This window comes from Luteimonas sp. e5, from assembly GCF_054031035.1.
On record NZ_JBSTRX010000002.1, the window covers coordinates 167,423 to 192,421 of the forward strand.

Below are 24,999 nucleotides of genomic sequence, written 5' to 3' on the forward strand. Positions count from 1 at the left end.
TTTCGCTGTTCCCTTTCAACTTCGCTAAAACCGTTTGGAGATCACCATGGAAGCTCTTGCCAACCTCGCCCAGGTCCAGTCCTTCACCGCACTGGCCGTCGGCATCATGATCGGCCTGGCCGCACTGGGCGCCGGCCTGGGTCTGGCCATCATGGCCGGCAAGTTCCTCGAGTCCGCCGCTCGCCAGCCGGAGCTGATCCCGGCGCTGCAGGTGCGCATGTTCATCACCGCCGGCCTGATCGACGCCGCGTTCATCATCTCGGTCGCCGTCGGCCTGCTGTTCGCGTTCGCCAACCCGTTCATCGGCGAATTCGTCTCGCGCCTGAGCTGATCGCCCGCCGACGGCGCGGCATCGTCGCCGCGCCGTGACGCATTGCGCGCCGTCCCGGCGGCGCCCACGTTCAACGCCGAGATCCGCACATGAGCATCAACCTCACCCTCCTGGCCCAGGCCATCGCCTTCCTGGCGCTGATCCTGCTGGTGGCCAAGTTCATCTGGCCGCCGCTGCTCAACGCCATCGAAGAGCGGCAGAACAAGATCGCCGAAGGCCTGGCCGCGGCCGACAACAGCCAGAAGGCGCTGGCCGAAGCCGAAGCGCGCGCCAATGACGAGCTGAAGGCCGCGCGCGCCAAGGCCAACGAGATCATCGAGCAGGCGCATCAGCGTGCCAACCAGATCGTCGAGGACGCCAAGCACGAGGCGATCGAGGAAGGCGCGCGGCAGAAAGCCATGATCGAGGCCGACATCGCCGCCAGCGCCAACCGTGCCCGCGAGGACCTGCGTCGCCAGGTGTCCGCGCTGGCGGTCAGCGGTGCCGAGAAGCTGATCCGGCGCGAGATCGATCCGGCCACGCATCAGGCGCTGCTGGACGAACTGGCAGCCGAGATCTGACATGAGCCAGGCCCTGACCCTCGCCCGTCCCTACGCCCGCGCCGCATGGCAAATCGCCCGCGACAGCGGTACCGCCGCCGGGTGGTCGAGTGCGCTGGCTCTGGCCGCGCGCATCGCTGCCGACCCGGAAGTGGCACGCCTGCTGGGCGATCCGCGCCTGAGTCGCGACGAAGCGGTGAGCCTGCTCTCGCCCGATGACGCGGGCGAGACGGTGCGCGGCTTCATCCGCCTGCTGGCCGAGAACGGCCGCCTGCCGCTGTTGCCGGAAATCGCCGGTCTGTTCGAGCAGCAACGCGCCGAGGAACAGCAGATCGTGCGTGCCCGCATCACCTCGGCGGCGCCGATGACGCAGGCCGAGCTGGACAAGCTGACCGCCGCGCTCAAGCGCCGTTTCGGTCGCGAGGTCGAGGTCGAAGCCGGCATCGACGAGTCGCTGATCGGCGGCGCACTGATCGACACCGGTGATCTGGTGATCGACGGCAGCGTGCGCGGCAAGCTGGCACGGCTGCAAAGCGCGCTGGCGCAATAGGGTCGGAAACGAGTGGAGAGAGGCGGAAAACGGATCGGCGGCAATACCACGACAGAAGGTTGAGTCACCTCCCGCCCGGCTTCTCATTCCTCCAACAAACAACCGCGTGCGGTTCGACACACAGACGCACCAAGGAATCCAATCATGGCAAGCACCACCCTCAACCCATCCGAAATCAGTGAGCTGATCAAGAACCGCATCGAGCAGGTCAAGCTGGGTGCGGAAGCACGCAACGAAGGCACCGTGACCAGCGTGTCCGACGGCATCGTGCGCATCCATGGCCTGGCCGACGCGATGCAGGGCGAAATGATCGAGCTGCCCGGCGAGACCTATGCGCTGGCACTGAACCTGGAGCGCGATTCGGTCGGCGCGGTGGTGCTGGGCGATTACGAGCACCTGCGCGAAGGCGACGTGGCCAAGACCACCGGGCGCATCCTGGAAGTGCCGACCGGCCCGGAACTACTTGGCCGCGTGGTCAACGCGCTGGGCGAGCCGATCGACGGCAAGGGCCCGGTCAATGCCGCCACCTCGGCCCCGGTCGAGGCGATCGCCCCGGGCGTGGTCTGGCGCAAGTCGGTGTCGCAGCCGGTGCAGACCGGCTACAAGGCGGTCGACAGCATGATCCCGATCGGCCGCGGCCAGCGCGAGCTGATCATCGGTGACCGCCAGACCGGCAAGACCGCGCTGGCGGTGGACGCGATCATCAACCAGAAGGATTCCGGCATCAAATGCATCTATGTGGCGATCGGGCAGAAGAACTCGACCATCGCCAACATCGTGCGCAAGCTGGAAGAGCACGGTGCGCTGGAATACACCACCGTGGTCGCCGCCTCGGCTTCGGAGTCGGCCGCGATGCAGTACATCGCCGCCTACTCCGGCTGCACCATGGGCGAGTACTTCCGTGACCGCGGCCAGGACGCGCTGATCATCTACGACGACCTGTCCAAGCAGGCCGTGGCCTATCGCCAGATCTCGCTGCTGCTGCGCCGCCCGCCGGGCCGCGAGGCGTTCCCCGGTGACGTGTTCTACCTGCACAGCCGCCTGCTGGAGCGCGCCGCGCGCGTCAACGAGGAATACGTCGAGAAGTTCACCAATGGCGAGGTCAAGGGCAAGACCGGCTCGCTGACCGCGCTGCCGATCATCGAGACCCAGGCCGGTGACGTGTCCGCGTTCGTGCCGACCAACGTGATCTCGATCACCGACGGCCAGATCTTCCTCGAGACCGACCTGTTCAACGCCGGCATCCGCCCGGCGGTCAACGCCGGCATCTCGGTGTCGCGCGTGGGCGGTTCGGCGCAGACCAAGATCATGAAGAAGCTGTCCGGCGGCATCCGCATCGCGCTGGCGCAGTACCGCGAGCTGGCGGCCTTCGCCCAGTTCGCCTCCGACCTCGATGACGCCACCCGCAAGCAGCTCGAGCGCGGTCAGCGCGTGACCGAGCTGATGAAGCAGAAGCAGTACCAGCCGATGTCGGTGGCACAGCAGGCGCTGGCGATCTACGCGGTCGACCAGGGCTACATGGACGATGTGCCGGTGGCCAAGATCGGTGCGTTCGAGGAAGGCCTGCTGGCCCACTTCGCCAACAACCTCGGCGAGCTGGTCCAGAAGATCGACCAGAGCGGCGACTGGAACGACGAAATCGAAGCCGCGTTCAAGCAGGGCATCGAGGACTTCAAGAAGACCGGGACCTGGTAATCCGGGCGCGGTCCGCGCGGTGCCGGTGGCGGCAAGCCCCGGCAGTCGCGCAGCCAGCAACCCGATACCCGACCCAGCGAGTGGAGCGAGCCAATGGCCGGCGGTAGAGAAATCAAATCCAAGATCAAGTCGGTGCAGAACACGCGCAAGGTGACGCGTGCACTGGAAATGGTCTCGGCATCGAAGATCCGCAAGGCGCAGGAACGCATGCGCGCCTCGCGCCCGTATGCGCGCGCGATGAAGCAGCTGATCGGCCACGTGGCGCAGGCCAACGGCACCGATTACGTGCACCCGTGGATGGTCGAGCGCAGCGAGGTCAAGCGCGTCGGCTACATCGTGGTGTCCTCCGACCGCGGCCTGGCCGGTGGCCTCAACAACAACCTGTTCCGCAAGCTGCTGGTCGAGATCCGCCGCTGGCAGGAGCAGGGCGTCGAAGTCGACATCGTGACCATCGGGCAGAAGGCCTCGGTGTTCTTCCGCCGGCTCAAGCTCAACATGCTGGCCACGGTGACCCACTTGGGCGACACGCCCGAGGTGGAGCAGTTGATCGGCGTGATCAAGGTGATGCTGGATGCGTACGATGCCGGCAGTATCGACCGCGTGTTCCTGTGCTACAACGACTTCGTCAACACCATGACCCAGCGCGCGGCGTTCGACCAGCTGCTGCCGTTGCCGCCGGCCGATGCGCAGATGGCCCGCCACAGCTGGGACTACATCTACGAGCCGGATCCGCAGACCGTGCTCGAGCACCTGATGACGCGCTACGTGGAATCGCTGGTGTACCAGGCGGTGATGGAGAACGTCGCCTCCGAACACGCCGCGCGCATGGTCGCGATGAAGGCGGCCAGCGACAACGCCAGCAAGCTCATCGACACCTTGAATCTGGTCTACAACAAGGCCCGGCAAGCTGCGATCACCCAGGAAATCTCCGAGATCGTCGGCGGCGCGGCCGCCGTCTGACCGGGCACGACATCCATGCAACACGACATTTTTGAATCAGGAAATGCCATGAACACCTCCAACACGCAAGGCAAGATCGTCCAGATCATCGGCGCGGTCGTTGACGTCGAATTCCCGCGCGAGAGCGTGCCGAAGGTGTACGACGCGCTGAAGGTGCAGGGCACCGACATCACCCTGGAAGTGCAGCAGCAGCTGGGCGATGGCGTGGTGCGTTCGATCGCGCTGGGTTCGACCGACGGCCTCAAGCGTGGTCTGGTTGCCGACAACACCGGCCGCGCGATCGCGGTGCCGGTGGGCGAGGCCACCCTCGGCCGCATCATGGACGTGCTCGGCAACCCGATCGACGAAGTCGGCCCGATTGAGGCCAAGGAGCACTGGGAAATCCACCGCGCCGCGCCGAGCTACGAGGATCAGGCGGCGACCAACGAGCTGCTGGAAACCGGGATCAAGGTGATCGACCTGATGTGCCCGTTCGCCAAGGGAGGCAAGGTCGGCCTGTTCGGCGGCGCCGGCGTGGGCAAGACGGTGAACATGCTGGAGCTGATCAACAACATCGCCACCCAGCACAGCGGCCTGTCGGTGTTCGCCGGCGTCGGCGAGCGTACCCGCGAGGGCAACGACTTCTACCACGAGATGCAGGACGCGGGCGTGGTCAAGATCGACAACCTGCCCGAGTCGAAGGTGGCGATGGTCTATGGCCAGATGAACGAGCCGCCGGGCAACCGCCTGCGCGTGGCGCTGACCGGCCTGACCATGGCCGAATACTTCCGCGACGAGAAGGACGAGAGCGGCAAGGGCCGCGACGTGCTGTTCTTCGTCGACAACATCTACCGCTACACCCTGGCCGGTACCGAAGTGTCCGCACTGCTCGGCCGCATGCCTTCGGCGGTGGGCTACCAGCCGACCCTGGCCGAGGAAATGGGTGTGCTGCAGGAGCGCATCACCTCGACCAAGACCGGTTCGATCACCTCGATCCAGGCCGTGTACGTGCCCGCGGACGACCTGACCGACCCGTCGCCGGCGACCACCTTCGCGCACTTGGACGCGACCGTGGTGCTGAGCCGTCAGATCGCTTCGTTGGGCATCTACCCGGCGGTGGACCCGCTGGACTCGACCAGCCGCCAGCTGGATCCGAACGTGATCGGCCACGAGCACTACGACACCGCCCGTCGCGTGCAGGCCACCTTGCAGAAGTACAAGGAGCTGAAGGACATCATCGCCATCCTCGGCATGGACGAGCTGTCCGAGGACGACAAGCTGGCGGTGGCGCGCGCGCGCAAGATCGAGCGCTTCTTCTCGCAGCCGTTCCACGTCGCCGAGGTGTTCACCGGCTCGCCGGGCAAGTACGTCTCGCTCAAGGACACCATCCGCGGCTTCAAGATGATCGTGGATGGCGAATGCGACGACATTCCGGAGCAGGCGTTCTACATGGTCGGCGGCATCGAGGAAGCCATCGAGAAGGCGAAGAAGATCACCGCCTGAGGCGGCGTGCCCGCCCCCGAGCAACGCGAGGAATCACGCAATGAGCACCATCCGCTGCGACATCGTCAGTGCCGAAGCCGAAATCTTCAGCGGCGAGGCGACCCTGGTCGTCGCCACCGGTGAAGTCGGCGAACTCGGCATCGCGCCGCGCCATGCGCCGCTGATCACCCGGCTCAAGCCCGGCAAGGTGGTGGTGACCACCCCGTCCGGCGAGCATCTGGACTTCGCCATCTCCGGCGGCATGCTCGAAGTGCAGCCCGAAGTGGTCACCGTGCTGGCCGACACCGCGGTGCGTGCGCAGGACATCGATGAAGCCGCGGTGCGCGCGGCCAAGGAAGAAGCCGAGCGCATCCTGGCCAATCGCGGCGAGGCGATGGAAGTGGCCGAGGCGCAGCAGCGGCTGGCCGAAGTCACCGCCCAGTTGCAAGCCCTCGAGCGCCTGCGCAAGAACCTCAAGCACTGAAGGATTGCCAGACAGGGAAAAACGCCGGCCACGTGCCGGCGTTTTTCATTGCGCCGATGATGCGCGTGTCGCGGCAGCGGCCGCCGCCACCCTGTTATCGTCGAGCCATTCCCTGTGGAGTGGCACTGCATGAAACCGATTGCACTGGCCGGCCTGCTGCTGGCATTGCTGGCGCTGCCTGCCGCCGCCGGTGGGCAAGACGGCCGGGCGGCGGCCGGCAGCGAATCCGCGGCCGTCGGTGACGCAGCATCGCAACGGCGGCCGCGTGCGCGCGAAGCCGGCATCATCATCGGCCATCTGCCGACCGGCCCGGCGAACGCGATCACCGATGTTGCCGGGGTGCGCGTCGGTCACGCCACCGTGCATCGCGGGCGCGAGCTGCATACCGGCGTCACCGCGATCCTCGCCCATGGCGGCAATGCCTATCACGAGCGGGTGCCGGCGGCGATCCATGTCGGCAACGGCTACGGCAAGCTGATCGGCGCCACCCAGGTGCGTGAGCTGGGCGAGCTGGAAACACCGATCCTGCTTACCGGCACGCTGAACGTGTGGCGCGTGGCCGACGCCTTGGCTGGTTGGATGCTGGCCCGACCCGGCATGCAGCAGGTGCGCTCGCTCAACGTGGTGGTGGGCGAGACCAATGACGGCTGGCTGAGCGACATCCGCGCGCGTCCGCTGGGCGAGCGCGAGGTGCATGCGGCGCTGGAAAGCGCATCCACTGATGCACCGGAGGAGGGTGCGGTGGGCGCCGGCGCCGGCACCGTGGCATTCGGCTGGAAGGGCGGCATCGGCAGCAGTTCGCGCCGCGTCAGCATCGACGGGCATGGGTACACCGTCGGCGTGCTGGTGCAGAGCAATTACGGCGGCGAGCTGGTGATCGCCGGGGTGCCGGTCGGGCAGCGGCTGCTGCCGCCACGCGAAGTCGCCATGGCACCCGCCTCCGGCGATGGCAGCGTGATGATCGTGGTAGCCACCGATGCGCCGCTGGATGCGCGCCTGCTCGAGCGCCTCGCCAGTCGCGCGCTGATCGGCATCGGCCGTACCGGCTCGGTGATGGCGAATGGCTCCGGCGATTACGTGATCGCGTTCAGCACCGCCGAAGGCATGCGCCGGCGGCAGGGTGCCGACAGTGGCGCTGCGCGGCCGTTGGACAATGCGCAGATGACGCCGCTGTTCCAGGCGGTGGCCGAAGCGAGCGAGGAAGCGGTGCTCAATTCGATGTTCCGCGCGCATGCCGTGCAAGGCCACCGGGGCACCGCGCATGCGTTGCCGCTGGAGCGCCTGTTGCCGCTGCTGCGCCAAGCTCAGGTGCTCGGGCCGGACGCGCGGCGCGGTCGGCCATAGACCCAGTTGCGTGACAGCCAGAAGCCGATCAGTCCGGTGAACACGTCCACCCCCGGCTTGCCGGCCCAAGTCACCTTGAGGCCATGGTGGTCGTCGATCCAGTCGAGGATCGCGGTATTGAGCCCGGTCAGCGCCAACCACATGATGACGAAGCGGACGAAAGCGGCGCGATCGAGCGCACGCCCCTCGCCGCTGAACACGAAGCGGCCATTGAGCCAGTAACCGAGCAGGGCGCCGCAGACGCGGCCAAGGATGTTGGCCGGCTCCACCGGCAACAGCCAGGCACTGAGCGAAACCATGACCGCGTACTCGACCAGCCACTGGATGACGCCGACCAGCAGGTAACCGCCGGCATGACGGCGCAGGCTCATGGCAGGGACTCGTGGCGGCGTGCGGGCATGCGCGGGGAATGCGGGAACAGCGCGCATCCTAGCAATCCCGTGCCATCGCCTCGTTAGAATGCGCTAACAATCCCGGGAGCCGCCATGAGCCAGGAACCCCTGCACGTCGTCATCCTCGCCGCCGGCGAAGGCAAGCGCATGAAGTCGCGTACCCCCAAGGTGCTGCAGAAGGTCGCCGGACGGCCGATGCTGGCGCATGTGATCGATGCCGCGCGCGCGCTGCAACCGGCCGCGATCCACGTGGTCTACGGGCATGGCGGCGACATCGTGCGCGATGCCTTCGCAAAGGATGCCGACTTGCAATGGGCCGAGCAGCGCGAGCGCCTGGGCACCGGCCATGCGGTGCAGCAGGCGATCGACCAGGTGCCCGATGGCGCGCGCGTGCTGGTGCTGTACGGCGACGTGCCGCTGATCACCGCCGATACCCTGCGCAGGCTGCTGGCCGTGCCGGCGCGCCTGAGCGTGCTGGTGGCCGAACTCGATGACCCGACCGGCTATGGCCGGGTACTGCGCGGCCCGGATGGCCACGTCGCCGCGATCATCGAAGAGAAGGACGCCAGTGCCGAGCAGAAGGCGATCCGCACCATCAACACCGGGATCCTTGCCGCCGATGGCAATGCGCTGCGCCGCTGGCTCGACAACCTGTCCAACGACAACGTCCAGGGCGAGTACTACCTGACCGACGTGTTCGTGCAGGCCGCGCGCGAATACGAGGCCGCGGAAATGGTGCACGTCGCCGACCCGATGGAGACCGAAGGCGCCAACGATCCGTGGCAGCTGGCCCAGCTCGAGCGCGCCTGGCAGAAGCGCGCGGTGCAGGCACTGTGCGCCGAGGGCGTGCGCGTGGTCGATGCCGCACGCATCGACATCCGTGGCCGGGTGCGGGTGGAAGGCGGCGACGTGGAAGTGGACGTGGACGTGATCTTCGAAGGCGAGGTGGTGCTGGGCGAGGGCGTGCGCATCGGCCCGTTCTGCCGGCTCAAGGACGTGGTGCTCGGCCCCGGCACCGAGGTGCGCGCGCATTGCGACCTGGAAGGCGCGCGCTGCGAAGGCGCGGTCACGCTCGGCCCGTATGCGCGGCTGCGTCCGGGCACGGTGCTGGCCGATGGCGCCCGCGTCGGCAACTTCGTCGAGATCAAGCAGGCTCGCTTCGGCGTCGGCAGCAAGGCCAACCACCTGAGCTACATCGGCGATGCCGAAGTCGGCGCCGGGGTGAACATCGGCGCCGGCACCATCACCTGCAACTACGATGGCGTCAACAAGGCACGCACGGTGATCGGCGATGGCGCCTTCATCGGCTCCAACGCCTCGCTGGTGGCGCCAGTGGAAATCGGTGCCGGCGCCACCACCGCCGCCGGTTCCACCATCGTCAGCGAAGTGCCTGCCGGCAAGCTCGCCCTGGCACGTGCGCGGCAGCAGATCATCGAAGGCTGGGAGCGGCCGAAGAAAAAGTCCTGAGCCTCACCCGCCACTGCACGTGGCCGGTTCAGTCCGGCAACGACAGGCTCACGCACAGCCCGCCGCCTTCGCGGTTGGCCAGCGCGATGTGGCCGCCATGCGCCTCGATGATCTCCCGGGTCAGCGCCATGCCAAGGCCCGTGCCCTGGCGCTTGGTGGAATAGAACGGCAACAGCGCCTGCGCCAGGACTGCCTCGCTCATGCCGCTGCCACGGTCGAGTACCTCGATGCGCCAGCCGCGCGGCTGGCGGCGCAGGCTCAGTTCGATGGCGTCGGCCGCACTGCCGGATTCGTGCGCGTTCTTCAGCACGTTGAGCAGTGCCTGCTGCAACTGTGCCGGATCGGCACGGAAGCGGGCATCGCCATGCGTGCCATCCCAGTGGAATCCGATCTGGCTGCGCAACCGGATGATGAAGTCATGCCAGTCCAGCGTGCACAGGCGCGGCGCCGGCAATTTGGCAAAGCGGGCGTAATCGCGCAGGAAGCCTTCCAGATGACGCGCACGCTCCTCGATGGTGACCAGTGCCAGCGGCAGCTTGTCGGCCTGTCCCCGCCGCAGCAGCTCCTGGCCGGAATGGGCCAGCGAGGCGATCGGTGCCAGCGAGTTGTTCAATTCGTGGCTGATCACCCGAATCACTTTTTTCCAGGTCTGCACTTCCTGCCGTCGCAGCTCGGCGGTGAGCTGGCGGAGCAGGATCAGCTGGTGCACGCGGCCATTGAGCCGGAACTGGCGTCGCGACAGGTGGAAGATGTCTTCGTCGTCCTCGCTGCCGACCCCGAAGATGGCGTCGCCTTCGCGCTCGAAGGCCAGCTGCATGGACTCCGGCGCGACCGCGAGCACCTCGGCGAAGGCGCGCCCTTCAAGCCGCCGGCCCTGGCCCAGCAAGCGGCGCGCGGCCAGGTTGCCCAGCACGACGCGACCTGCTGCATCGACCAAGGTCATCGCCACCGGCGTGTTCTGCACGATGGTGTCCAGCAGCAGCTCACGCTGCACCAGCGCCAGGCGCTGCTCGCGCAGGGCATCGCCCAAGCGGTTGTGGGCAGCCACCAGTTGTGCCATTTCGTCCTGCCAGGGCCAGGTCAGCGAAAAGCTGAAGTCGCCATCGCGGTAGCTGTCCACGGTGCCGGCCAGCGCCCGGTACATCGCCCGCACCCGCGATTGCAGGTGCAGCAGGTGCAGCAGCATGGGCAGGCACCACAGCACACCGACAGCCAGCGCCTGCCACGGCGTGGCGCCGTAATGCAGCGCGATGCCGATGCTGGCAAGCATCGCCAGCACATGCATCAGCACCAGAGCGGCCAGGCGCCAACGCAGTGGCAGGCGTTTCAGCATCGCAGCAGCCCTCGTGCTGTCGTGGCCGAGCCGGAATGCCGCAGCGCCGAAGCGCTCATTCGCGGCGGATTCCCAGGCGATCCATGCGCCGGTACAGTGCCTGCCGCGACAGCCCCAGCTCCGCCGCCGCCTGCGCGATCACGCCGTGGTGGCGGCGCAACGCCGCCTCGATGTCGGAAGCATCCAGTTCCTGCGGTGCTTCGGCCGCTGCAGCGGATGGGGCCAGAGCCAGTGCCGCAGCGTCGATCATCCGCTCACCGCTCAACAAGGCGGCACGCTGGATCACGTTGCGCAGCTCGCGCACATTGCCCGGCCAGGTGTGCGCCAGCAGCGCCCGTTCGGCATCGGTGGCCAGCTGCCTTCCTTCGCCAAGAAAATGCCGCGCCAGCGGCAGGATGTCGTCGCGGCGTTGGGTCAGTGCCGGCAGCCGCAACTCGACCGCATTGAGCCGATAGTAGAGGTCTTCGCGGAACTCGCCACGCGCGATCATCGCCGGCAGGTCGGCATTGGTCGCGGAGATTATGCGCACGCTGACCGAGGTTTCGCGATTGCTGCCCAGCCGCGCGAAGCGGCCGGTTTCCAGCACCCGCAGCAGGCGGGTCTGGCCGGACAGCGGCAGGGTGCCGATTTCGTCGAGGAACAGGCTGCCGCCGTCGGCGGCCTCGAACTTGCCGGCACGGGCACGATTGGCACCGGTATAGGCCCCGGCCTCGGCGCCGAACAGCTCGGCCTCGATCAGCTCGGCCGGCAGCGCGCCGCAGTTGAGCGCGACGAACGGCCCGCGCGCCACCCGTGAATTGGCATGCACGATCTCGGCGATCTTTTCCTTGCCGCTGCCATTGGGGCCGGTGATCAGCACCGGCAGCGGTGATGCAGCGACCTGGCAGGCCAGCGCCAGAACCCGCTCGCTGGCGGCATCGGCATACACGAAGCCGCGCAAGTCATGCGCATCGGCCAATGCCTGGCGGCGTTGCCGCGCCTGCCGCGCGTGGCTGGCCAGGTCACGCTGCACCTCGGACAGTTCCAGCAGGTTGCGCACGCTGGTCAGCAACTTGGCATCGTCCCACGGCTTGCCCAGATAGTCGGCGGCACCGGCCTTGACCAGTTCCACCGCCCGCTCCAGCTCGGTCCATGCGGTGAGCAGGATCACCGGCATGTCCGCATCCAGTGCGCGGATCTCGTGGAACAACTGCACGCCTTCCTCGCCCGAGGTGGTGTCCGCCTCGAAGTTCATGTCGGCGATGACCAGATCGATGTCGCCTCGCCGCAGCCGCGCCAGCCCTGCCGCTGGCGTCGGCGCCGCCACCGTCTCGATCTCGTGCATCGAAAACAGCAACTCCAGCGCCGTGGCGACCGAAGGGTTGTCGTCGATGATCAGGATGCGCGACATGTTCGGACCGAAGCGGGATGAAGGGTGATTGTAGGAGCGGGGGGCGAGGAACGAGTGGGGAGGAACGAGGAACGAGTGGAGAGGAACGAGGAGTGAGTGAAGAGGAGCGAGGGGAGAGGAGCGAGGGGAGAGGAGTGAGGGGAGAGGAGTGAGGGGAGAGGAGTGAGGGGAGAGGAGTGAGGTGGTGCGAGTGGAGCAGGGTGAACTGCAACGGCCTTTGCTTTTCTCTCACTCCTCACTTCTCTCCACTCACTCCTGGCTCTTAGCTTTCCGCCCTCACTCGTTCCTCGCCTTCACACGCTTCGCGTCGCCGTCGCCGGCGGGATCGAGGCGGCACGCAGCGCCGGCCACAGCACCGCCATCTGCCCGAGCAGCCACAGCACGGCGGCACCGATTGGCAGGTACTGCCAAGGCAGGCGCGGCAGTTCGTATTTGCTCATCAGCCACTGGTTGAGGCCGAAGGCCAGCAGCATGCCGAGCACGATGCCGCCGGTGACGATCAGGAAGTTCTCGCTCTGGAAGTAGCGCAGGATGTCGCCTCGGGTGGCACCCAGGGCGCGTCGCACGCCGATCTGCTTGCTGCGCTGTTGCACCCAGAAGCTGGCGAGCCCGACGATGCCGAAGGCGGTGACTGCGAGCAGGATCACGGAAACGACCGAGAGCAGCCAGACCATTGCCTTGTCCTGCGCGAAGAAATTGTGGCGGATCTCGCCGTAGGTCTGCTGATCCAGGATGACGCGGCGCGGATTCTGTTTCTTGATCTCGACGACAGCCGCCTGCAATACCGCGTCAGGGTCGGCATCGGGCCTGACCCGCACGACGTAGTGGCCCGCCAGCGAGTATGGCAAACGTACCGGCAGCAGCATCGAGTACTGCGCGTCGTCCTGACCCCTTGAGCGGTTGGACGGACGCATCAGGGAGTCGACGATGCCGACGATGGTAATCGGCTCGGGACCGCCCAGATGGAACGACTTGCCTACTGCGTTCTGGCCTGGGTACATCTTTCCGGCCATGGTGCGGGTGATGATGGCCGACTTCGGTGAGGAACTGTTGAGAGCCGATTCGTCCGCGATGTCGACGAAGTCATCGGCGTTGAAGCTGCGCCCGGCCACAACCTTCAGACCGAAGGTGTCGAGCATGCCCTCCTCGCCCATGTACATGGTGCTGTTGAGCAGCGAGCCTTGATCGTCGGGTTTCAATGTCACTCCGCTGTTCCAGGAGCTGTTGGTGAGCGGGATCTGCGACACCAGGCTGGCATTGGCCACGCCCGGCAAGGCGCGTAACGCGGCAAGATCGGCACGGGTCTGCGCCATCGCGTCGTCCCGCTGGCCAATGCCGGCCAGGCTGATGTGCAGCAGATGCGCTTCGTCCACACCCGAGCGCACATTGACCGCGTCGATGCGGCGGTGGATCAGATACAGCGCATTGCACAGGATGGCGCAGGTCAGCGCGACCTCCAGCAGCAGGATCGCAACGGCAGACTTGTGCCGCGAGAGTGCAGAGAAAATGGGGCGGAGCTGGGTCATGGTGGAGGTCTCGAGGCGAGAAGCAGTAACGAGAAACGAGAAGCCAGTAACGATTGGTGAGTGGGAAGGAGTGAGAGAGATCGGATTCGTTCCTCTCGACTCGTTCCTTGCCTATTGCGTTTTCAGCTGGATTGCCGGGGCAATCCGCATCGCGCGCCATGCGGGCAAGGCGCCGGCGAGCAGGCTGGCAGTCAGGGCGATGGCGAAGGTGGACAGCAGCATCGGCAGGTTCATCGCCGCCAGCTCGGCGTATGGCGCTGGTTGTTGGCGCACCCCCCACAGGCCGAGGAAGGCCAGTGCCAAGCCGGCCATGCCGCCGATCAGTCCGACCACGCCGGCTTCCACCAGCAATTGCAGAAACACCTGGCGGCGACTGGCACCGAGTGCGCGGCGCACGCCGATCTCGCCGCTGCGGCGCAGGAACTTGGCCAGCAACAGGCCGACCACATTGACCATGCATACCAGCAGGAAGCCTAACGACAGCCACAGCTGCAGCTTCACGTCCGACGGTACTGCCTTGGTATGGTCCAGCCACTGCATCACGTTGCGCAGACGCACGTTGGGTTCACGCTGGAAGCGCCCGGTGGCTTTCTGCTCGTGCGAGTAGTTCTCCAGATAGCGCCTGAACTCGGCGGCTTGCGCCGGGGACTCCAGTTCGACCCAGTACTGCAGCCACACGCAGGGCTGGTTGAGATCGGTGCTCTTGCCGCTGCGGTTGCCGGAAAAGCAGTTCATGTTGCCGTTGTTGCCCCAGTCCAGATCGCGCGCGGTGGCATACGGCACGAAGGCCAGTTCCGGCTTGCCGAAGGTGTCGGCATTGTTGTCGTAGTACTGCGGTGTCGGCCGCCATTCGTCCATCACCCCGATGATGCGGAACACGGTGTCTTCCAGTTTCACCGTCTTGCCGACCGAATCCGCGCCGCCGAACAGCCTGTCGTTGAGCCGGGTGGTGATGACCGCCACCCGCGCGCGTGCATCGTCCTCGGCCTTGCCCCATGGCTTGCCGTACTTCAGCGGCACCTGGAACATGGGGAAGAAGTCCGCACTGGCACTGCGCGCGTTGGCGATGAACGGATCGTTGTCACCTTCGCCGCGTTCGATCATCACCGAACTCCAGGCAGTGATCACCTGGTGCCGTGCCCGTGCGTCGGCCAGCAGAGTCTCGGCATCGAAACGACTGAGGTCCGGAGGCGGTTCGCCGCCAAAATGGGGAGCATCGCTCGGATACATGTCCAACTGCACCCGGAACAGCCGGTCGCTTTTGTCCGGGATCGGATCGCCGGCCAGCGTGCGGAACACCGTGAGCGTGGTCATGGTCGCACCAATGCCGACGGCGATCGTCAGCACCATCAGCACGGTCAATGCCTTGTTGCGCTTCAGGCTGCGCAGCGCGAGTTTGAGGTAGTAGGTGAGCATGGTGAGGCCGGGTAATGGGGGAGCGAGTAACGAGTGGAGAGGAGTGAGTGGAGAAGAGTGAGAGACAGCTGGTTCGGTGCCTGCTGGCGTTTTGGATTTCTCTCACTTCTCACTCTTCTCCACTCACTTCTCGCTCCGCATGTCCGTCGCAATGCCATCCACGATATGCACGTTGCGCTGTGCACGTGCGGCCAGTTCCGGGTCGTGGGTGACCATGACGATGGTGGTGCCGCGAGCATTGATGTCCTCCAGCAGTTCCATCACTCCGCGGGCCATCTGCGAGTCGAGGTTGCCAGTGGGTTCATCGGCCAGCAGCAGGCGCGGCTCGCCGGCCAGGGCGCGGGCGATGGCGGCGCGCTGTTGCTGGCCACCCGACAGTTCCGCCGGGTAGTGCTTCATGCGTGATGCCAAGCCGACATCGGCCAGCGCCTTTTCGATGCGTTGCCTGCGCTCGGCGGCGGCCATGCCGCGGTAGCGCAGCGGCACGTCGACGTTGTCGAACAAGTTGAGGTCGGGGATCAGGTTGAAGCTCTGGAAGATGAAACCGATCTTGCGGTTGCGCAGTCGGCTGCGCGCGTCGTCGGACAGCCCGCGCACATTGTCGCCATCCAGCAGGTACTCGCCGTCGGTGAACTCCTCCAGCAAGCCGGCGATATTGAGAAATGTGGTCTTGCCCGAACCCGAAGGCCCGGTGACGGCGACGAACTCACCATCGGCCACGTGCAGATCAAGCGCACGCAGCGCATGGGTTTCCACGAGTTCAGTGCGATAGACCTTGGTGATTTGTTTCAGGCTGAGCATGGGCAGTCCTTGGGGAAAGCTGGGAGCGAGTGAGGAGGAACGAGTAGGGCAGCGCGAAACGATCAGGGAATGGAGAGGGGTGAGTGGAGAGGGGTGAGTGGAGAGGCGGAATGGGAGAGTGCCGGGGCGCACTTTCCTTTCGTTCCTCTCCACTCGTTCCTCGCCCCTCTCCACTCGTTCCTCGCTTCACCTGATCCGTACTTTCTCGGCATCGCCAAAGCCGTCCGCGCCGGATATCACCACGCGCTCGCCCTGCTGCAGGCCACTGGTGATTTCAACCGCGTCCAGGCTGCTGGCGCCGGTGGTGATGTCGCGTCGCTGGGCGATGTTGCCGTCCACCACCCAGGCGCTGCGGCCTCCACCCTGTTCCAGGAAGGGGCCGCGCTCGACCATCAGCACGTCGCGGCGGGTATCGAGCAGGATGCGCGCGGACAGGCGCTGGTTCTGGCGCAGGGCCGGTGGCTGGCGGTCGTCGGCAAAGCGCAGCCGCGCGCTGACTTCGCCGCTGACCACCTCGGGCGAGACCGCGGAGACTTCCGCCGGCCAGTTCTGGTTGTTGCCGGTCAGCTGCGCCGGCATGCCGATGGCGAGATCGCGGGCGAAGCTTTCCGGCACCTTGATCTCCACTTCGAAACGCGACAGGTCCACCACGGACAGTACCGGCGCATTGGCCTGCACGTTCTGGCGCTGGGCAACGAATACCTGGCCGACCTGGCCATCGAAGGGCGCGCGTATCGACAAGGCATCGACCTGCCGCTGCAGTTCCTCCACCACTGCCCGCTGACGTGCCGCCAGGGCCATCTTGTTGCGCGCATCCAGTCCCGCTGCCGCGCCTTGCAGGCCAGCGTCCTGGCGTGCGTGGTTGAGGCCGATGTCGGCTTTCTGCACCGCGTCCTGGGCGCGGGCGAGGTCCACCTGCGCCACCGCGCCGCCTTCATGGCCGCGCTGATAGCGCTGCAACTCGCGTTTGGCTGCGACCTGTTCCACGCGCGCCTGGTCCAGCAGCTTGCTGGCATGCGAGCGTGCCAGCCTGGCGTCCAGTGCGGCGCGGCTGGCTTCGCCTTCGAGGCTGGCCAGGGTGGCCTGTTCCTGTGCCAGGCGGCTGAGCAGTTCCGGGCTGTCGATCTCCGCCAGTACCTGGCCCTGCTTGACCGCGTCACCGGCCACCACCTTCAGCGAAACCGTGCCGCCGCCGATGGCGTACAGGCTGGGGTTGTTGGCGGTGATGACCCGGCCCTCGGCCGCGATGTCGCGGACCAGGTCGCCGCGGATGACTTCGGCGATGCGCACCCGCGCCGCATCCACCGAGCGCGTCCCGGACAACCAGCCGCGGCCGATCCACAGCATGACGCCGAGCAGGGCAATGCCGCCAACTCCCAGCAGCAACCATTGCCGGCGACGTCGAGCCTGTGCCGGTGCGCTGCCGAGCCGGTTGTCCTGGGCGGAGGTGTCGCGGATGCTCATCGGCTGCAGTGCACATGGGCTTGCCTGTTTCAATGCAAGTCGCGTGCCAACCTCAAGCCATTGATTCGCATGGGTCATGCAGCGAATTCAGCTGTCCGCAGGGTTTGGCGGACGTCCGCTCGGACACAGGCGCGATGCGCCTGCGTCCGGGCTAAAATGGGGGATTGGGTCAACGAGGCATGGGCCGATGTGTGGAATCGTCGGGGCGATCGCCCAGCGTGACGTGGTGCCGCTGCTGGTCGAGGGTTTGAAGCGGCTGGAATATCGCGGCTACGACTCCTCGGGCATTGCCGTGGTCGATGATGCGCGCATCCGCCGCGTGCGCCGCACCGGCCGCGTGGCGGAAATGGAATCCGCGGCGCTGGCCGAGCAGTTCCAGGCCAGTCTGGGCATCGGCCATACCCGCTGGGCGACGCATGGCGGGGTCACCGAACTCAACGCGCATCCGATGGTCAGCCACGACCAGATCGCGCTGGTGCACAACGGCATCATCGAGAACCACGAAGTGCAGCGCGAGCGCCTGCGCGCGCTGGGCTACGAGTTCACGTCGCAGACCGATACCGAGGTCATTGCCCACCTGATCCACCATCACCAGGCCCAGGGCATGAGCCTGCTGCAGGCGGTACAGGCGGCGGTGCGGGAGCTGGAAGGCGCGTTCGCCATCGCCGTGATCGACCGTCGTGATCCGGGCCAGATGGTGGCCGCGCGCATGGGCTGCCCGTTGCTGATTGGCCTCGGCGAAGGCGAGAACTTCATCGCCTCGGACGTGTCCGCCATCGTGCAGGCCACGCGCCGGGTGATCTTCCTGGAGGAAGGCGATACCGCGCTGATCAGCCGTGACGCGGTGCAGGTGTTCGACGCCGATGCCGCGCCCGTCGAGCGCGACGTGCATCTGTCCGACGTTTCGCTGGCCTCGCTGGAGCTGGGCCCCTACAGCCACTTCATGCAGAAGGAAATCCACGAACAGCCGCGCGCGCTGGCCGACACCATCGAGGGCGTCATCGACCTCGGCAAGTTCGATCCGCAGCTGTTCGGCGAGGACGCCGCCGAGGTGCTGGCCGACATCGAGTCGGTGCAGATCCTTGCTTGCGGCACCAGCTATTACGCGGGCATGGTCGCGCGTTACTGGATCGAGGCGATGACCGGCCTGCCGTGCGCGGTGGACATTGCCAGCGAGTACCGCTACCGCGACGTGGTCGCCAACCCCCGCCAGCTGGTGGTGACCATCTCCCAGTCCGGCGAAACCCTGGACACGATGGAGGCGCTGAAATACGCGAAGTCACTCGGGCAGCAGCGCACGCTGTCGATCTGCAACGTGCCGGAAAGTGCGATCCCGCGCGCCAGCCGGCTGGTGTTCCATACCCGAGCCGGCGCCGAGATCGGCGTGGCCTCGACCAAGGCCTTCACCACCCAGCTGGCCGCGCTGTTCATCCTCACCGCCACCATCGCCAAACTGCGCGGACGGCTGGACGCGGCGCACGAGGCGGAACTGATCGAAGCCCTGCGCCATCTGCCCGGCAGCGTGCAGCATGCGCTCAATCTGGAGCCGCAGATCGCCGCCTGGAGCGAGAAGTTCGCACCGCGCGACCATGCCCTGTTCCTCGGCCGCGGCGTGCATTACCCGATCGCCCTGGAAGGCGCGCTCAAGCTGAAGGAGATCAGCTACATCCACGCCGAGGCCTACCCGGCCGGCGAGCTCAAGCACGGCCCGCTGGCGCTGGTCGACGACAAGATGCCGGTGGTGGTGATCGCCCCAAACGATGCGCTGCTGGAGAAGGTCAAGGCCAACATCGAGGAAGTGCGCGCGCGCGGCGGGCGGATGTTCGTGTTCACCGATGCCGACAGCAGCTTCGGCGCCTCCGAGGGTGTGCACGTGATCCGCACCCTGCGCCACGTCGGCGTGCTCTCGCCGATCGTGCATTCGATCCCGGTGCAGCTGCTCGCCTACCACACCGCCTTGGCGCGCGGCACCGACGTGGACAAGCCGCGCAACCTGGCCAAGTCGGTGACCGTGGAGTAAGCCGGGCTCAGCCGCAGGCGTCGAGCCACGCCTGGGCGATGGCCTCGATGCCGCGCTGGTCGTCGGCATCGAAGCGCGCCGGATTCGGACTGTCCAGGTCCAGCACGCCGATCAATGCGTCGTCCTTGCCGATCAGCGGCACCACCAGTTCCGAGCGCGAGGCCGAATCGCAGGCGATATGCCCGGGGAAGGCATCGACATCATCCACCCGCTGGCTCTGGCGGCGGCTGGCCGCGGCCCCGCACACGCCCTTGTCCAGCGGAATCCGCACGCAGGCGGGCAGGCCCTGGAACGGACCGACCACGAGTTCGGTGCCGTCGAAGAAATAGAAGCCGGCCCAGTTCAGATCCGGCAGCGCGTTGAACAGCAGGGCCGACAGGTTGGCGGCGTTGGCGATGCGGTCGGACTCGCCGTGCATCAGCGCGCGCGCCTGTTCCAGCAGCTGGGCGTATTGCTGCGGCTTGTCGCCGCTGAGCGGGAATGCGATAAACATCGTCCAAGTGTAGAGGCGCGGTGGGGCGGATGCAGCACTCAGGCAAGCGGGACCGGGACGGATTCGTGCTGCGCGGCGGCCAGGGCTCGCGGCTGGAGGCGTTCGTCGATGCCTCCTTCGCCTTCGCCATGACCTTGCTGGTGATCTTCTTCAACCAGCTGCCGGAAACCGTGGCCGAGCTGCGCCACGCGCTGTTGCGGGTGCCGACCTTCGTGGTCTGCTTCGTGCTGCTGGCCAGTTTCTGGATCGGCCATCGCCGCTTCAGTCGCCGTTTCGGGCTGGAAACACCGTTTGCCACCGCGCTCAGCCTGGGGTTGGTGCTGGTGGTGCTGGTCTTCGTGTACCCGCTGCGGATGGTGATTTCCGCGTTCCTGTCCTCGATCAGCGGTGGCGCGCTGCCCAGCGAATTGGGCATCGACCCGGCACGCATCGCGCTGGACATGCAAACCGCCTTCATCGTCTACAGCGTCGGCGTGGGTCTGCTCAGCCTGATCCTGTGGCGCTTGAACCGGCATGCGGTGCAGCATGCCGAGGCGCTGCGGCTGGACGCGCGCGAGCATTGTCTGCTGCAAGGAGAAATCGGCGTGCATTGCATCCTCGCGCTGCTCGCCGCCATCAGCATCGTGTTCAGCCTGATGCTGATCGCGGCGGATTCGGACAGCAGCCTGCTCAACAGCCTGCCGATGTGGGTCTATGCCTTCAGTGGCGTGCTGCTGCCCTGGCACTGGGCACGGGTGACGCGCGAGCTGGAGGCATTGGAGGCCGGCCAGGAGCATCAGCCGGAATCACCGACATGATCGGCGATCTCTACATCACCGGCACCGATACCGAAATCGGCAAGACCTTCAGCACCTGCGCGCTGCTGCGCGAGGCGCGCACGCAGGGCCGGCGCGTGCTCGGCATCAAGCCGGTCGCCAGCGGCTGCCTGCACACTGCGGACGGCTGGCGCAGCGAGGATGCACTGGCGCATGCCCAGGCTGACGGCATCGACATCGACTACGCAACGCGCAATCCCTATGCCTTGCCCTTGCCGCTGGCCCCGGAACTGGCCGCGCACGCGGTCGGCGTCGAGCTGGAACTGGACGTGATGCTGGATGCCTGCCGGCGTGCACAGGCGCTGCCGGATATGGATGCGGTGCTGGTGGAAGGCGTCGGTGGCTGGCTGGCGCCGCTGTCCGAATCCATCGAACAGGCCGATCTGGTGCGCGCGCTTGGCTTGCCGGTGCTGATGGTGGTCGGTCTGCGTCTGGGCTGCGTGCATCAGGCGCGGGCCACGCAGCGCGCGATCCTTGCCGATGGCTGCCGCTTCGCCGGCTGGATCGCCAACCCGGTCGATGCACGGATGCAGGCCGCCGATGAGAACCTCGCCATCCTCACCCGCGTATTGGGCCAGGCACCGCTGCGGACATGGTCGCGGGTCTGATCTGAGTGGGGCGCCGACGCGGACGCGGCCGGGTATCGCGGGCATAAAAAAACCCGGCAACCGAAGTTGCCGGGTTTCTTGACCACGTGGCGGCTGTCACGGATGACGGCCGTGGATCAGTGCTGATTGACTCAGCGCGCCTTCTTGGCCGTGGTCTTGACGACCTTTTCGGCCTGGGCCTGCGCCTTGGCGGCGGCCTGCTCCATCTCGCCCTTGGCGATCTGGGCAATGGCTTCGTTGGCCTTCACGGTGCGCTCGTAGATTTCCTGGCCGGTAGCGATGGCACGCTCGGTGTTCTCGCGGGCGACTTGGATGCCGGCCGGCATGGCGTCACGCAGGCCATTGAAGTCGCGGGCCTCGACCAGCTGGTTCCAGAACGCGAAGGTGGCGTTGGCGCTTTCTTCCAGCGCGGCCATCTGCAGGCCGAAGACCTGCTCGGCGTTTTCCAGGGCCAGACGGTTGATGCGCGCCGCAGTCTCGGCGAACTGGCGCGTGGTGGCGGCAAACTGCTCGTTGAACTGCTGCTGATACATGGTGGTGTCCTCGATCGGTGGCGGAAACCGGGGGATTCCCGATTTGTGCGACGCAGCATAACAGCTTGCGTTGTGCATCGCAACAATGCGCTTTGGATTGTTTCCGTATGTTCAGCGGGCGGTCAGCTTTCAGTCATCGGCCCGCGGTATCGGCAGCCCGCGGTGCAGGTTTCATGCACCACCACCATCGACAGCAGCGGCACTTCGGGCTTCAGCCGCTCCCAGATCCATTCGGCAATGCGTTCGCTGGTCGGGTTTTCCAGACCGGGGATGTCATTGAGGTAATGGTGGTCAAGCTGGGCATACAAAGGTTTGAACGCCGCCTTCAGTTCGGCGAAGTCCATCACCCAGGCCAGCTCCGGATCCAGCGGCCCGCTGACATGCAACTCGACGCGGAACGAATGGCCATGCAGGCGCGCGCATTTGTGCCCGGCCGGGACATTCGGCAGGCGGTGCGCCGCTTCGATGGTGAAGACCTTGAAGATTTCCATGATCGCGTTCCGGGTGCTTGAACGCATGAACCCCGCCGGGCGCGGGGTTGCGTGAGTGGTGGCTATGGGTGGACTCGAACCACCGACCCCAGCATTATGAGTGCTGTGCTCTAACCGGCTGAGCTACATAGCCATCGCGCCGCCAATGCAGGCGGGGAACACGAAATTATTCCCTTTCACGGCGGTGCCGTCAATGGGCGGGTGTCGCCACCGGGCGTGGGTGGCGTGGCCGGGGCATACGGCCTGTCGGGACGGGGCTGACTCGGCGGCGCGACTTGCCGCCTGCGCGCTTGCGTGGCACATTCGATGACAGCGGGGCTTGGCCCCAACAAGTTCAGGAGTCCGCGTCGTGATCGATCCGGACGGCTACCGCCCCAATGTGGGCATTGTGTTGATGCACCGCGATGGCCGGGTGTTCTGGGCGCGGCGGGTTCGTCGTGACGGTTGGCAATTCCCGCAGGGCGGGATGAATACCGACGAGACCCCGCTGGAAGCCATGTACCGCGAGCTGCGCGAGGAAACCGGCCTGCTGCCCGAGCACGTGGAAGTGCTGGGTGCGACCCCGGGCTGGTTGCGTTACCGGCTGCCGCCACGCGCGGTGCGGCGCAATGACCGGCTGGTGTGCATCGGCCAGAAGCAGGTCTGGTTCCTGCTGCGGCTGACCGGCAGCGAGGATCACGTGCGCCTGGATCTCAGCGAGCGCCCCGAGTTCGACCATTGGCGCTGGGTGGATTTCTGGTATCCGGTGCAGAACGTGGTGATGTTCAAGCGCGGCGTGTATTCCAGGGCGATGCAGCACCTTGCCCCGCTGGCGCGGGAGGTGGCCGGGACGCAGGCGATCCCGCCACCGAACCGCGAGGTGCGCGGCTTCGGCATGCCGCGCCCGCGGCGACGCGGCGCCACGGGCAAGAAGACACCGCCGGTACGGCGCGGACGCGGCGAGGACGGCGGCAAGCGTTGAGCGCGGCTCAGCGCGCCGCAGGCGGTCGCGGCGGTGGGCTGGCGTCGCCGGCCGGGCGGGAAAACAGGCGTCGCGCACCGCGTGCCAGCTTGCGCCAGGTCCACCACACCAGCAGTGCGAAGACGAGGCTCACGCCAACCACGATCGCCAGCGCCAGCCACGGGTGCGAGAACGCCAGTGCGAGGCCACCGACGGTGACCGCATCCTCGCCCAGCGAGGCGGTCCAGTTGCTGACCGGTTCGGGCGACGTGTTGATCGCCGCGCGAGAGGTGGCCTTGAGCGCGTGGCTGGTCAGCGCGACGCCGGCGCCGGTGGCCAGCACGCCCGCGCCGAGGCTGCCATCGGGCGACATCGCCGCGGCGGCGAGGAAGGCCCCCACCGGTACCCGCAACAGGGTGTGCAGCAGGTCCCAGCCCGAGTCCACGCCCGGAATCTTGTCGGCGAAGAACTCGGCCAGCGCCAGTGCACCGGACACGCCCAGCACCCACGGTGATTCGGTTGCCGCCAGTGCCGGCGGCAGGTCGATCCAGCCCATCGCGCCGGCGATGCCCACGCCGAACACGGTGAGGTAGACGCGGATGCCCGCCAGCCACGCCAGCAGCACGCCGATGGCGAACACGTGCGCCGACGACATTTGCGTGACGCTCAGGGTGGAGAGGTCAAGATCCATCAGCAGTCCCCGCGCGGCAGGATGCGCCGCCACGCCCCACTATATGCCGCGGACTTGCTTGACCGCGGCTTAAGCGGTAACTAGGAGCCATGGAATCCACGCCCCCTGACGACACCCCCTCCCCGGAAGGGGAGGCCATCGAGCCGACGCAGGCCGCGACACCTGCCGCACACGCCACGCCGCGACCGGCGATGCGTGCACGCGAGCCGTGGCTGCCATGGGCGGTGGCGCTGATCGCGATCCTGATCGCGCTGGCCAGCTGGTTCTCCGCGCGCCAGGCGGCTTCCACCGCGACGACCACGCAAGCCGATGCCGCGTTGCAGCAGGAAATCGCCAACCTGCGCCAGTCCGATCGCATCAGCCGCCAGGCGATGCTGGAGCTGCAGGACAGCCTGGCCGAGCGTGACGAACAGATCATCGCGCTGCGCGCCGACCTGGATTTCTACGAACGCTTCGTCAGCCCGCAGGTGCAGCGTCGCGGCCTCAGCGTGCACGACGCCGTGGTCGCGCCGGAGGCAGCCAATGTCTGGCGTTTCGAGCTGACACTGACCCAGGCCCGCGAGCAGGCCGGCGGCAGCAGCGGCACGCTGGAACTGGCGGTGGAGGGCAGCCGCGACGGGCAACTGGTGCAACTGGACTGGGCCGAACTGCGCCAGCAGGCGGAGGCGCCGGGCATCGACTACAGCCTGCGCTATCTGCAGCGGGTCGAGGGCCAGTTCGCGCTGCCCGAGGGCTTCGTGCCCACCCGCCTGCTGGTCCGGCTCAAGCCGGCGCGCGGCAATGCGCTGGAGCATGCCTTCAACTGGAAGGACATCGTCCGCGCTTGAAGCCGCGCGCCTTCGCCCTCATCCTTGTGGCATGGATACCGTGATCGATCAGGCCGCCCCCGGCTACCAGCAACTGGATGCACCGCTGGAGTTCACCGCCTCGGCGGCGGCCAAGGTGCGCGAACTCATCAGCGAGGAAGGCAATGCTGAGCTGAAGCTGCGCGTGTACATCCAGGGTGGCGGCTGCTCGGGCTTCCAGTACGGCTTCGAATTCGACGAGAACCAGGGCGAGGACGATCTGGCGGTGGTCACCGATGGCGTGACCCTGCTGGTCGATCCGCTCAGCCTGCAGTACCTGATGGGTGCCAGCGTGGATTACAGCGAAACGCTGACCGGGGCGCAGTTCTCGATCCGCAATCCGAATGCCCGCACCACCTGCGGCTGCGGCTCGTCGTTCACCGTCTGACCCGTCCCGTACGACGCCATCG

26 protein-coding genes and 1 tRNA gene are annotated in these 24,999 nt (G+C 66.7%); 15 read left to right on the forward strand and 12 right to left on the reverse strand.

All coding sequences use genetic code 11. The features are described 5' to 3' along the window. Positions 1-40: 40 nt before the first annotated feature. From atpE to ACW11F_RS06250, 8 genes are all read left to right on the forward strand, one after another. Positions 41-331: a F0F1 ATP synthase subunit C gene (gene atpE / locus ACW11F_RS06215; RefSeq protein WP_456996556.1), complete on the forward strand. Its 291-nt coding sequence runs from the start codon at positions 41-43 to the stop codon at positions 329-331. Positions 332-420: 89 nt separating this feature from the next. After that, positions 421-891, forward strand: coding sequence for a F0F1 ATP synthase subunit B (locus ACW11F_RS06220; RefSeq protein WP_456996045.1), 471 nt, complete (start codon positions 421-423; stop codon positions 889-891). Position 892: 1 nt separating this feature from the next. Then, complete coding sequence (locus tag ACW11F_RS06225; protein WP_456996046.1) at positions 893-1,420, forward strand: F0F1 ATP synthase subunit delta; 528 nt, start codon at positions 893-895, stop codon at positions 1,418-1,420. 144 nt (positions 1,421-1,564) lie between these two features. Further along, complete coding sequence (gene atpA, locus ACW11F_RS06230; protein ID WP_456996047.1) at positions 1,565-3,115, forward strand: F0F1 ATP synthase subunit alpha; 1,551 nt, start codon at positions 1,565-1,567, stop codon at positions 3,113-3,115. A 93-nt stretch (positions 3,116-3,208) separates the two neighbouring features. Beyond that, positions 3,209-4,075 (forward strand): F0F1 ATP synthase subunit gamma, encoded by an 867-nt coding sequence (gene atpG, locus ACW11F_RS06235; protein WP_456996048.1) that lies wholly within the window; start codon positions 3,209-3,211, stop codon positions 4,073-4,075. 48 nt (positions 4,076-4,123) lie between these two features. After that, on the forward strand, positions 4,124-5,557 hold the full coding sequence (atpD, locus tag ACW11F_RS06240) for a F0F1 ATP synthase subunit beta (protein ID WP_456996049.1): 1,434 nt from the start codon (positions 4,124-4,126) through the stop codon (positions 5,555-5,557). A gap of 40 nt (positions 5,558-5,597) precedes the next feature. Then, entirely contained in the window at positions 5,598-6,020 is a 423-nt protein-coding gene (locus ACW11F_RS06245; RefSeq protein ID WP_456996051.1) for a F0F1 ATP synthase subunit epsilon, read from the forward strand. A gap of 129 nt (positions 6,021-6,149) precedes the next feature. Further along, positions 6,150-7,364 (forward strand): P1 family peptidase, encoded by a 1,215-nt coding sequence (locus ACW11F_RS06250; protein WP_456996052.1) that lies wholly within the window; start codon positions 6,150-6,152, stop codon positions 7,362-7,364. Here the strand turns inward: ACW11F_RS06250 and ACW11F_RS06255 are convergent. Continuing rightward, positions 7,325-7,735, reverse strand: a complete 411-nt coding sequence (locus tag ACW11F_RS06255) for a GtrA family protein (RefSeq protein ID WP_456996053.1) — start codon at positions 7,733-7,735, stop codon at positions 7,325-7,327. The two genes, ACW11F_RS06250 and ACW11F_RS06255, sit on opposite strands and share 40 nt — an antisense overlap. A 114-nt stretch (positions 7,736-7,849) precedes the next feature. Here ACW11F_RS06255 and glmU point away from each other — a divergent pair, with 114 nt between their 5' ends. Then, the gene (gene glmU / locus ACW11F_RS06260; protein WP_456996054.1) at positions 7,850-9,223 is read left to right on the forward strand and encodes a bifunctional UDP-N-acetylglucosamine diphosphorylase/glucosamine-1-phosphate N-acetyltransferase GlmU; all 1,374 of its coding nucleotides are present in this window, start codon (positions 7,850-7,852) and stop codon (positions 9,221-9,223) included. Positions 9,224-9,251: 28 nt separating this feature from the next. Here the strand turns inward: glmU and ACW11F_RS06265 are convergent, their stop codons facing one another. The 6 genes from ACW11F_RS06265 to ACW11F_RS06290 all read right to left on the reverse strand — a co-directional run bounded on the left by ACW11F_RS06265 (position 9,252) and on the right by ACW11F_RS06290 (position 17,153). Beyond that, positions 9,252-10,556: a sensor histidine kinase gene (locus ACW11F_RS06265; RefSeq protein WP_456996055.1), complete on the reverse strand. Its 1,305-nt coding sequence runs from the start codon at positions 10,554-10,556 to the stop codon at positions 9,252-9,254. 55 nt (positions 10,557-10,611) lie between these two features. Next, a complete protein-coding gene (locus ACW11F_RS06270) occupies positions 10,612-11,946 on the reverse strand; it encodes a sigma-54-dependent transcriptional regulator (protein ID WP_456996057.1) in 1,335 nt (444 codons plus the stop codon). A gap of 293 nt (positions 11,947-12,239) precedes the next feature. Then, the gene (locus ACW11F_RS06275; protein WP_456996058.1) at positions 12,240-13,472 is read right to left on the reverse strand and encodes an ABC transporter permease; all 1,233 of its coding nucleotides are present in this window, start codon (positions 13,470-13,472) and stop codon (positions 12,240-12,242) included. A 111-nt stretch (positions 13,473-13,583) separates the two neighbouring features. Beyond that, positions 13,584-14,888, reverse strand: coding sequence for an ABC transporter permease (locus ACW11F_RS06280; protein ID WP_456996059.1), 1,305 nt, complete (start codon positions 14,886-14,888; stop codon positions 13,584-13,586). 123 nt (positions 14,889-15,011) lie between these two features. Continuing rightward, positions 15,012-15,689: an ABC transporter ATP-binding protein gene (locus tag ACW11F_RS06285; RefSeq protein WP_456996060.1), complete on the reverse strand. Its 678-nt coding sequence runs from the start codon at positions 15,687-15,689 to the stop codon at positions 15,012-15,014. A gap of 186 nt (positions 15,690-15,875) precedes the next feature. Next, positions 15,876-17,153 (reverse strand): efflux RND transporter periplasmic adaptor subunit, encoded by a 1,278-nt coding sequence (locus ACW11F_RS06290; protein WP_456996061.1) that lies wholly within the window; start codon positions 17,151-17,153, stop codon positions 15,876-15,878. Positions 17,154-17,340: 187 nt separating this feature from the next. Here ACW11F_RS06290 and glmS point away from each other — a divergent pair, with 187 nt between their 5' ends. After that, positions 17,341-19,173 (forward strand): glutamine--fructose-6-phosphate transaminase (isomerizing), encoded by a 1,833-nt coding sequence (gene glmS, locus ACW11F_RS06295; protein ID WP_456996062.1) that lies wholly within the window; start codon positions 17,341-17,343, stop codon positions 19,171-19,173. Positions 19,174-19,180: 7 nt separating this feature from the next. Here glmS and ACW11F_RS06300 read toward each other — a convergent pair whose 3' ends face one another. Beyond that, positions 19,181-19,666 (reverse strand): GAF domain-containing protein, encoded by a 486-nt coding sequence (locus ACW11F_RS06300; RefSeq protein ID WP_456996063.1) that lies wholly within the window; start codon positions 19,664-19,666, stop codon positions 19,181-19,183. A gap of 29 nt (positions 19,667-19,695) precedes the next feature. Here ACW11F_RS06300 and ACW11F_RS06305 point away from each other — a divergent pair, with 29 nt between their 5' ends. Both ACW11F_RS06305 and bioD read left to right on the forward strand, forming a co-directional pair. Then, a complete protein-coding gene (locus tag ACW11F_RS06305; protein ID WP_456996064.1) occupies positions 19,696-20,463 on the forward strand; it encodes a TMEM175 family protein in 768 nt (255 codons plus the stop codon). Then, complete coding sequence (bioD, locus tag ACW11F_RS06310; RefSeq protein WP_456996065.1) at positions 20,460-21,089, forward strand: dethiobiotin synthase; 630 nt, start codon at positions 20,460-20,462, stop codon at positions 21,087-21,089. The genes ACW11F_RS06305 and bioD overlap by 4 nt, the downstream gene beginning before the upstream one ends. A gap of 131 nt (positions 21,090-21,220) precedes the next feature. Here bioD and ACW11F_RS06315 read toward each other — a convergent pair whose 3' ends face one another. The 3 genes from ACW11F_RS06315 to ACW11F_RS06325 all read right to left on the reverse strand — a co-directional run bounded on the left by ACW11F_RS06315 (position 21,221) and on the right by ACW11F_RS06325 (position 22,246). After that, on the reverse strand, positions 21,221-21,622 hold the full coding sequence (locus ACW11F_RS06315) for a phasin family protein (protein WP_456996066.1): 402 nt from the start codon (positions 21,620-21,622) through the stop codon (positions 21,221-21,223). A 122-nt stretch (positions 21,623-21,744) separates the two neighbouring features. After that, a complete protein-coding gene (gene queD, locus ACW11F_RS06320; protein ID WP_456996067.1) occupies positions 21,745-22,113 on the reverse strand; it encodes a 6-carboxytetrahydropterin synthase QueD in 369 nt (122 codons plus the stop codon). Between the two features lie 56 nt (positions 22,114-22,169). Beyond that, a tRNA-Met gene (locus ACW11F_RS06325) sits at positions 22,170-22,246 on the reverse strand. Between the two features lie 216 nt (positions 22,247-22,462). Between ACW11F_RS06325 and ACW11F_RS06330 the strand changes: the two genes are divergently transcribed. After that, positions 22,463-23,074: an RNA pyrophosphohydrolase gene (locus tag ACW11F_RS06330; RefSeq protein ID WP_456996068.1), complete on the forward strand. Its 612-nt coding sequence runs from the start codon at positions 22,463-22,465 to the stop codon at positions 23,072-23,074. 7 nt (positions 23,075-23,081) lie between these two features. On the opposite strand, the gene ACW11F_RS06335 is transcribed toward ACW11F_RS06330, so the two are convergent. Further along, positions 23,082-23,708, reverse strand: a complete 627-nt coding sequence (locus ACW11F_RS06335; RefSeq protein WP_456996557.1) for a DUF4126 domain-containing protein — start codon at positions 23,706-23,708, stop codon at positions 23,082-23,084. Between the two features lie 125 nt (positions 23,709-23,833). On the opposite strand from ACW11F_RS06335, the gene ACW11F_RS06340 reads away from it, so the two are divergent. Both ACW11F_RS06340 and erpA read left to right on the forward strand, forming a co-directional pair. Beyond that, the gene (locus ACW11F_RS06340; protein WP_456996069.1) at positions 23,834-24,571 is read left to right on the forward strand and encodes a DUF6776 family protein; all 738 of its coding nucleotides are present in this window, start codon (positions 23,834-23,836) and stop codon (positions 24,569-24,571) included. 31 nt (positions 24,572-24,602) lie between these two features. Continuing rightward, positions 24,603-24,977, forward strand: coding sequence for an iron-sulfur cluster insertion protein ErpA (erpA, locus tag ACW11F_RS06345; protein WP_456996070.1), 375 nt, complete (start codon positions 24,603-24,605; stop codon positions 24,975-24,977). Positions 24,978-24,999: the final 22 nt, after the last annotated feature.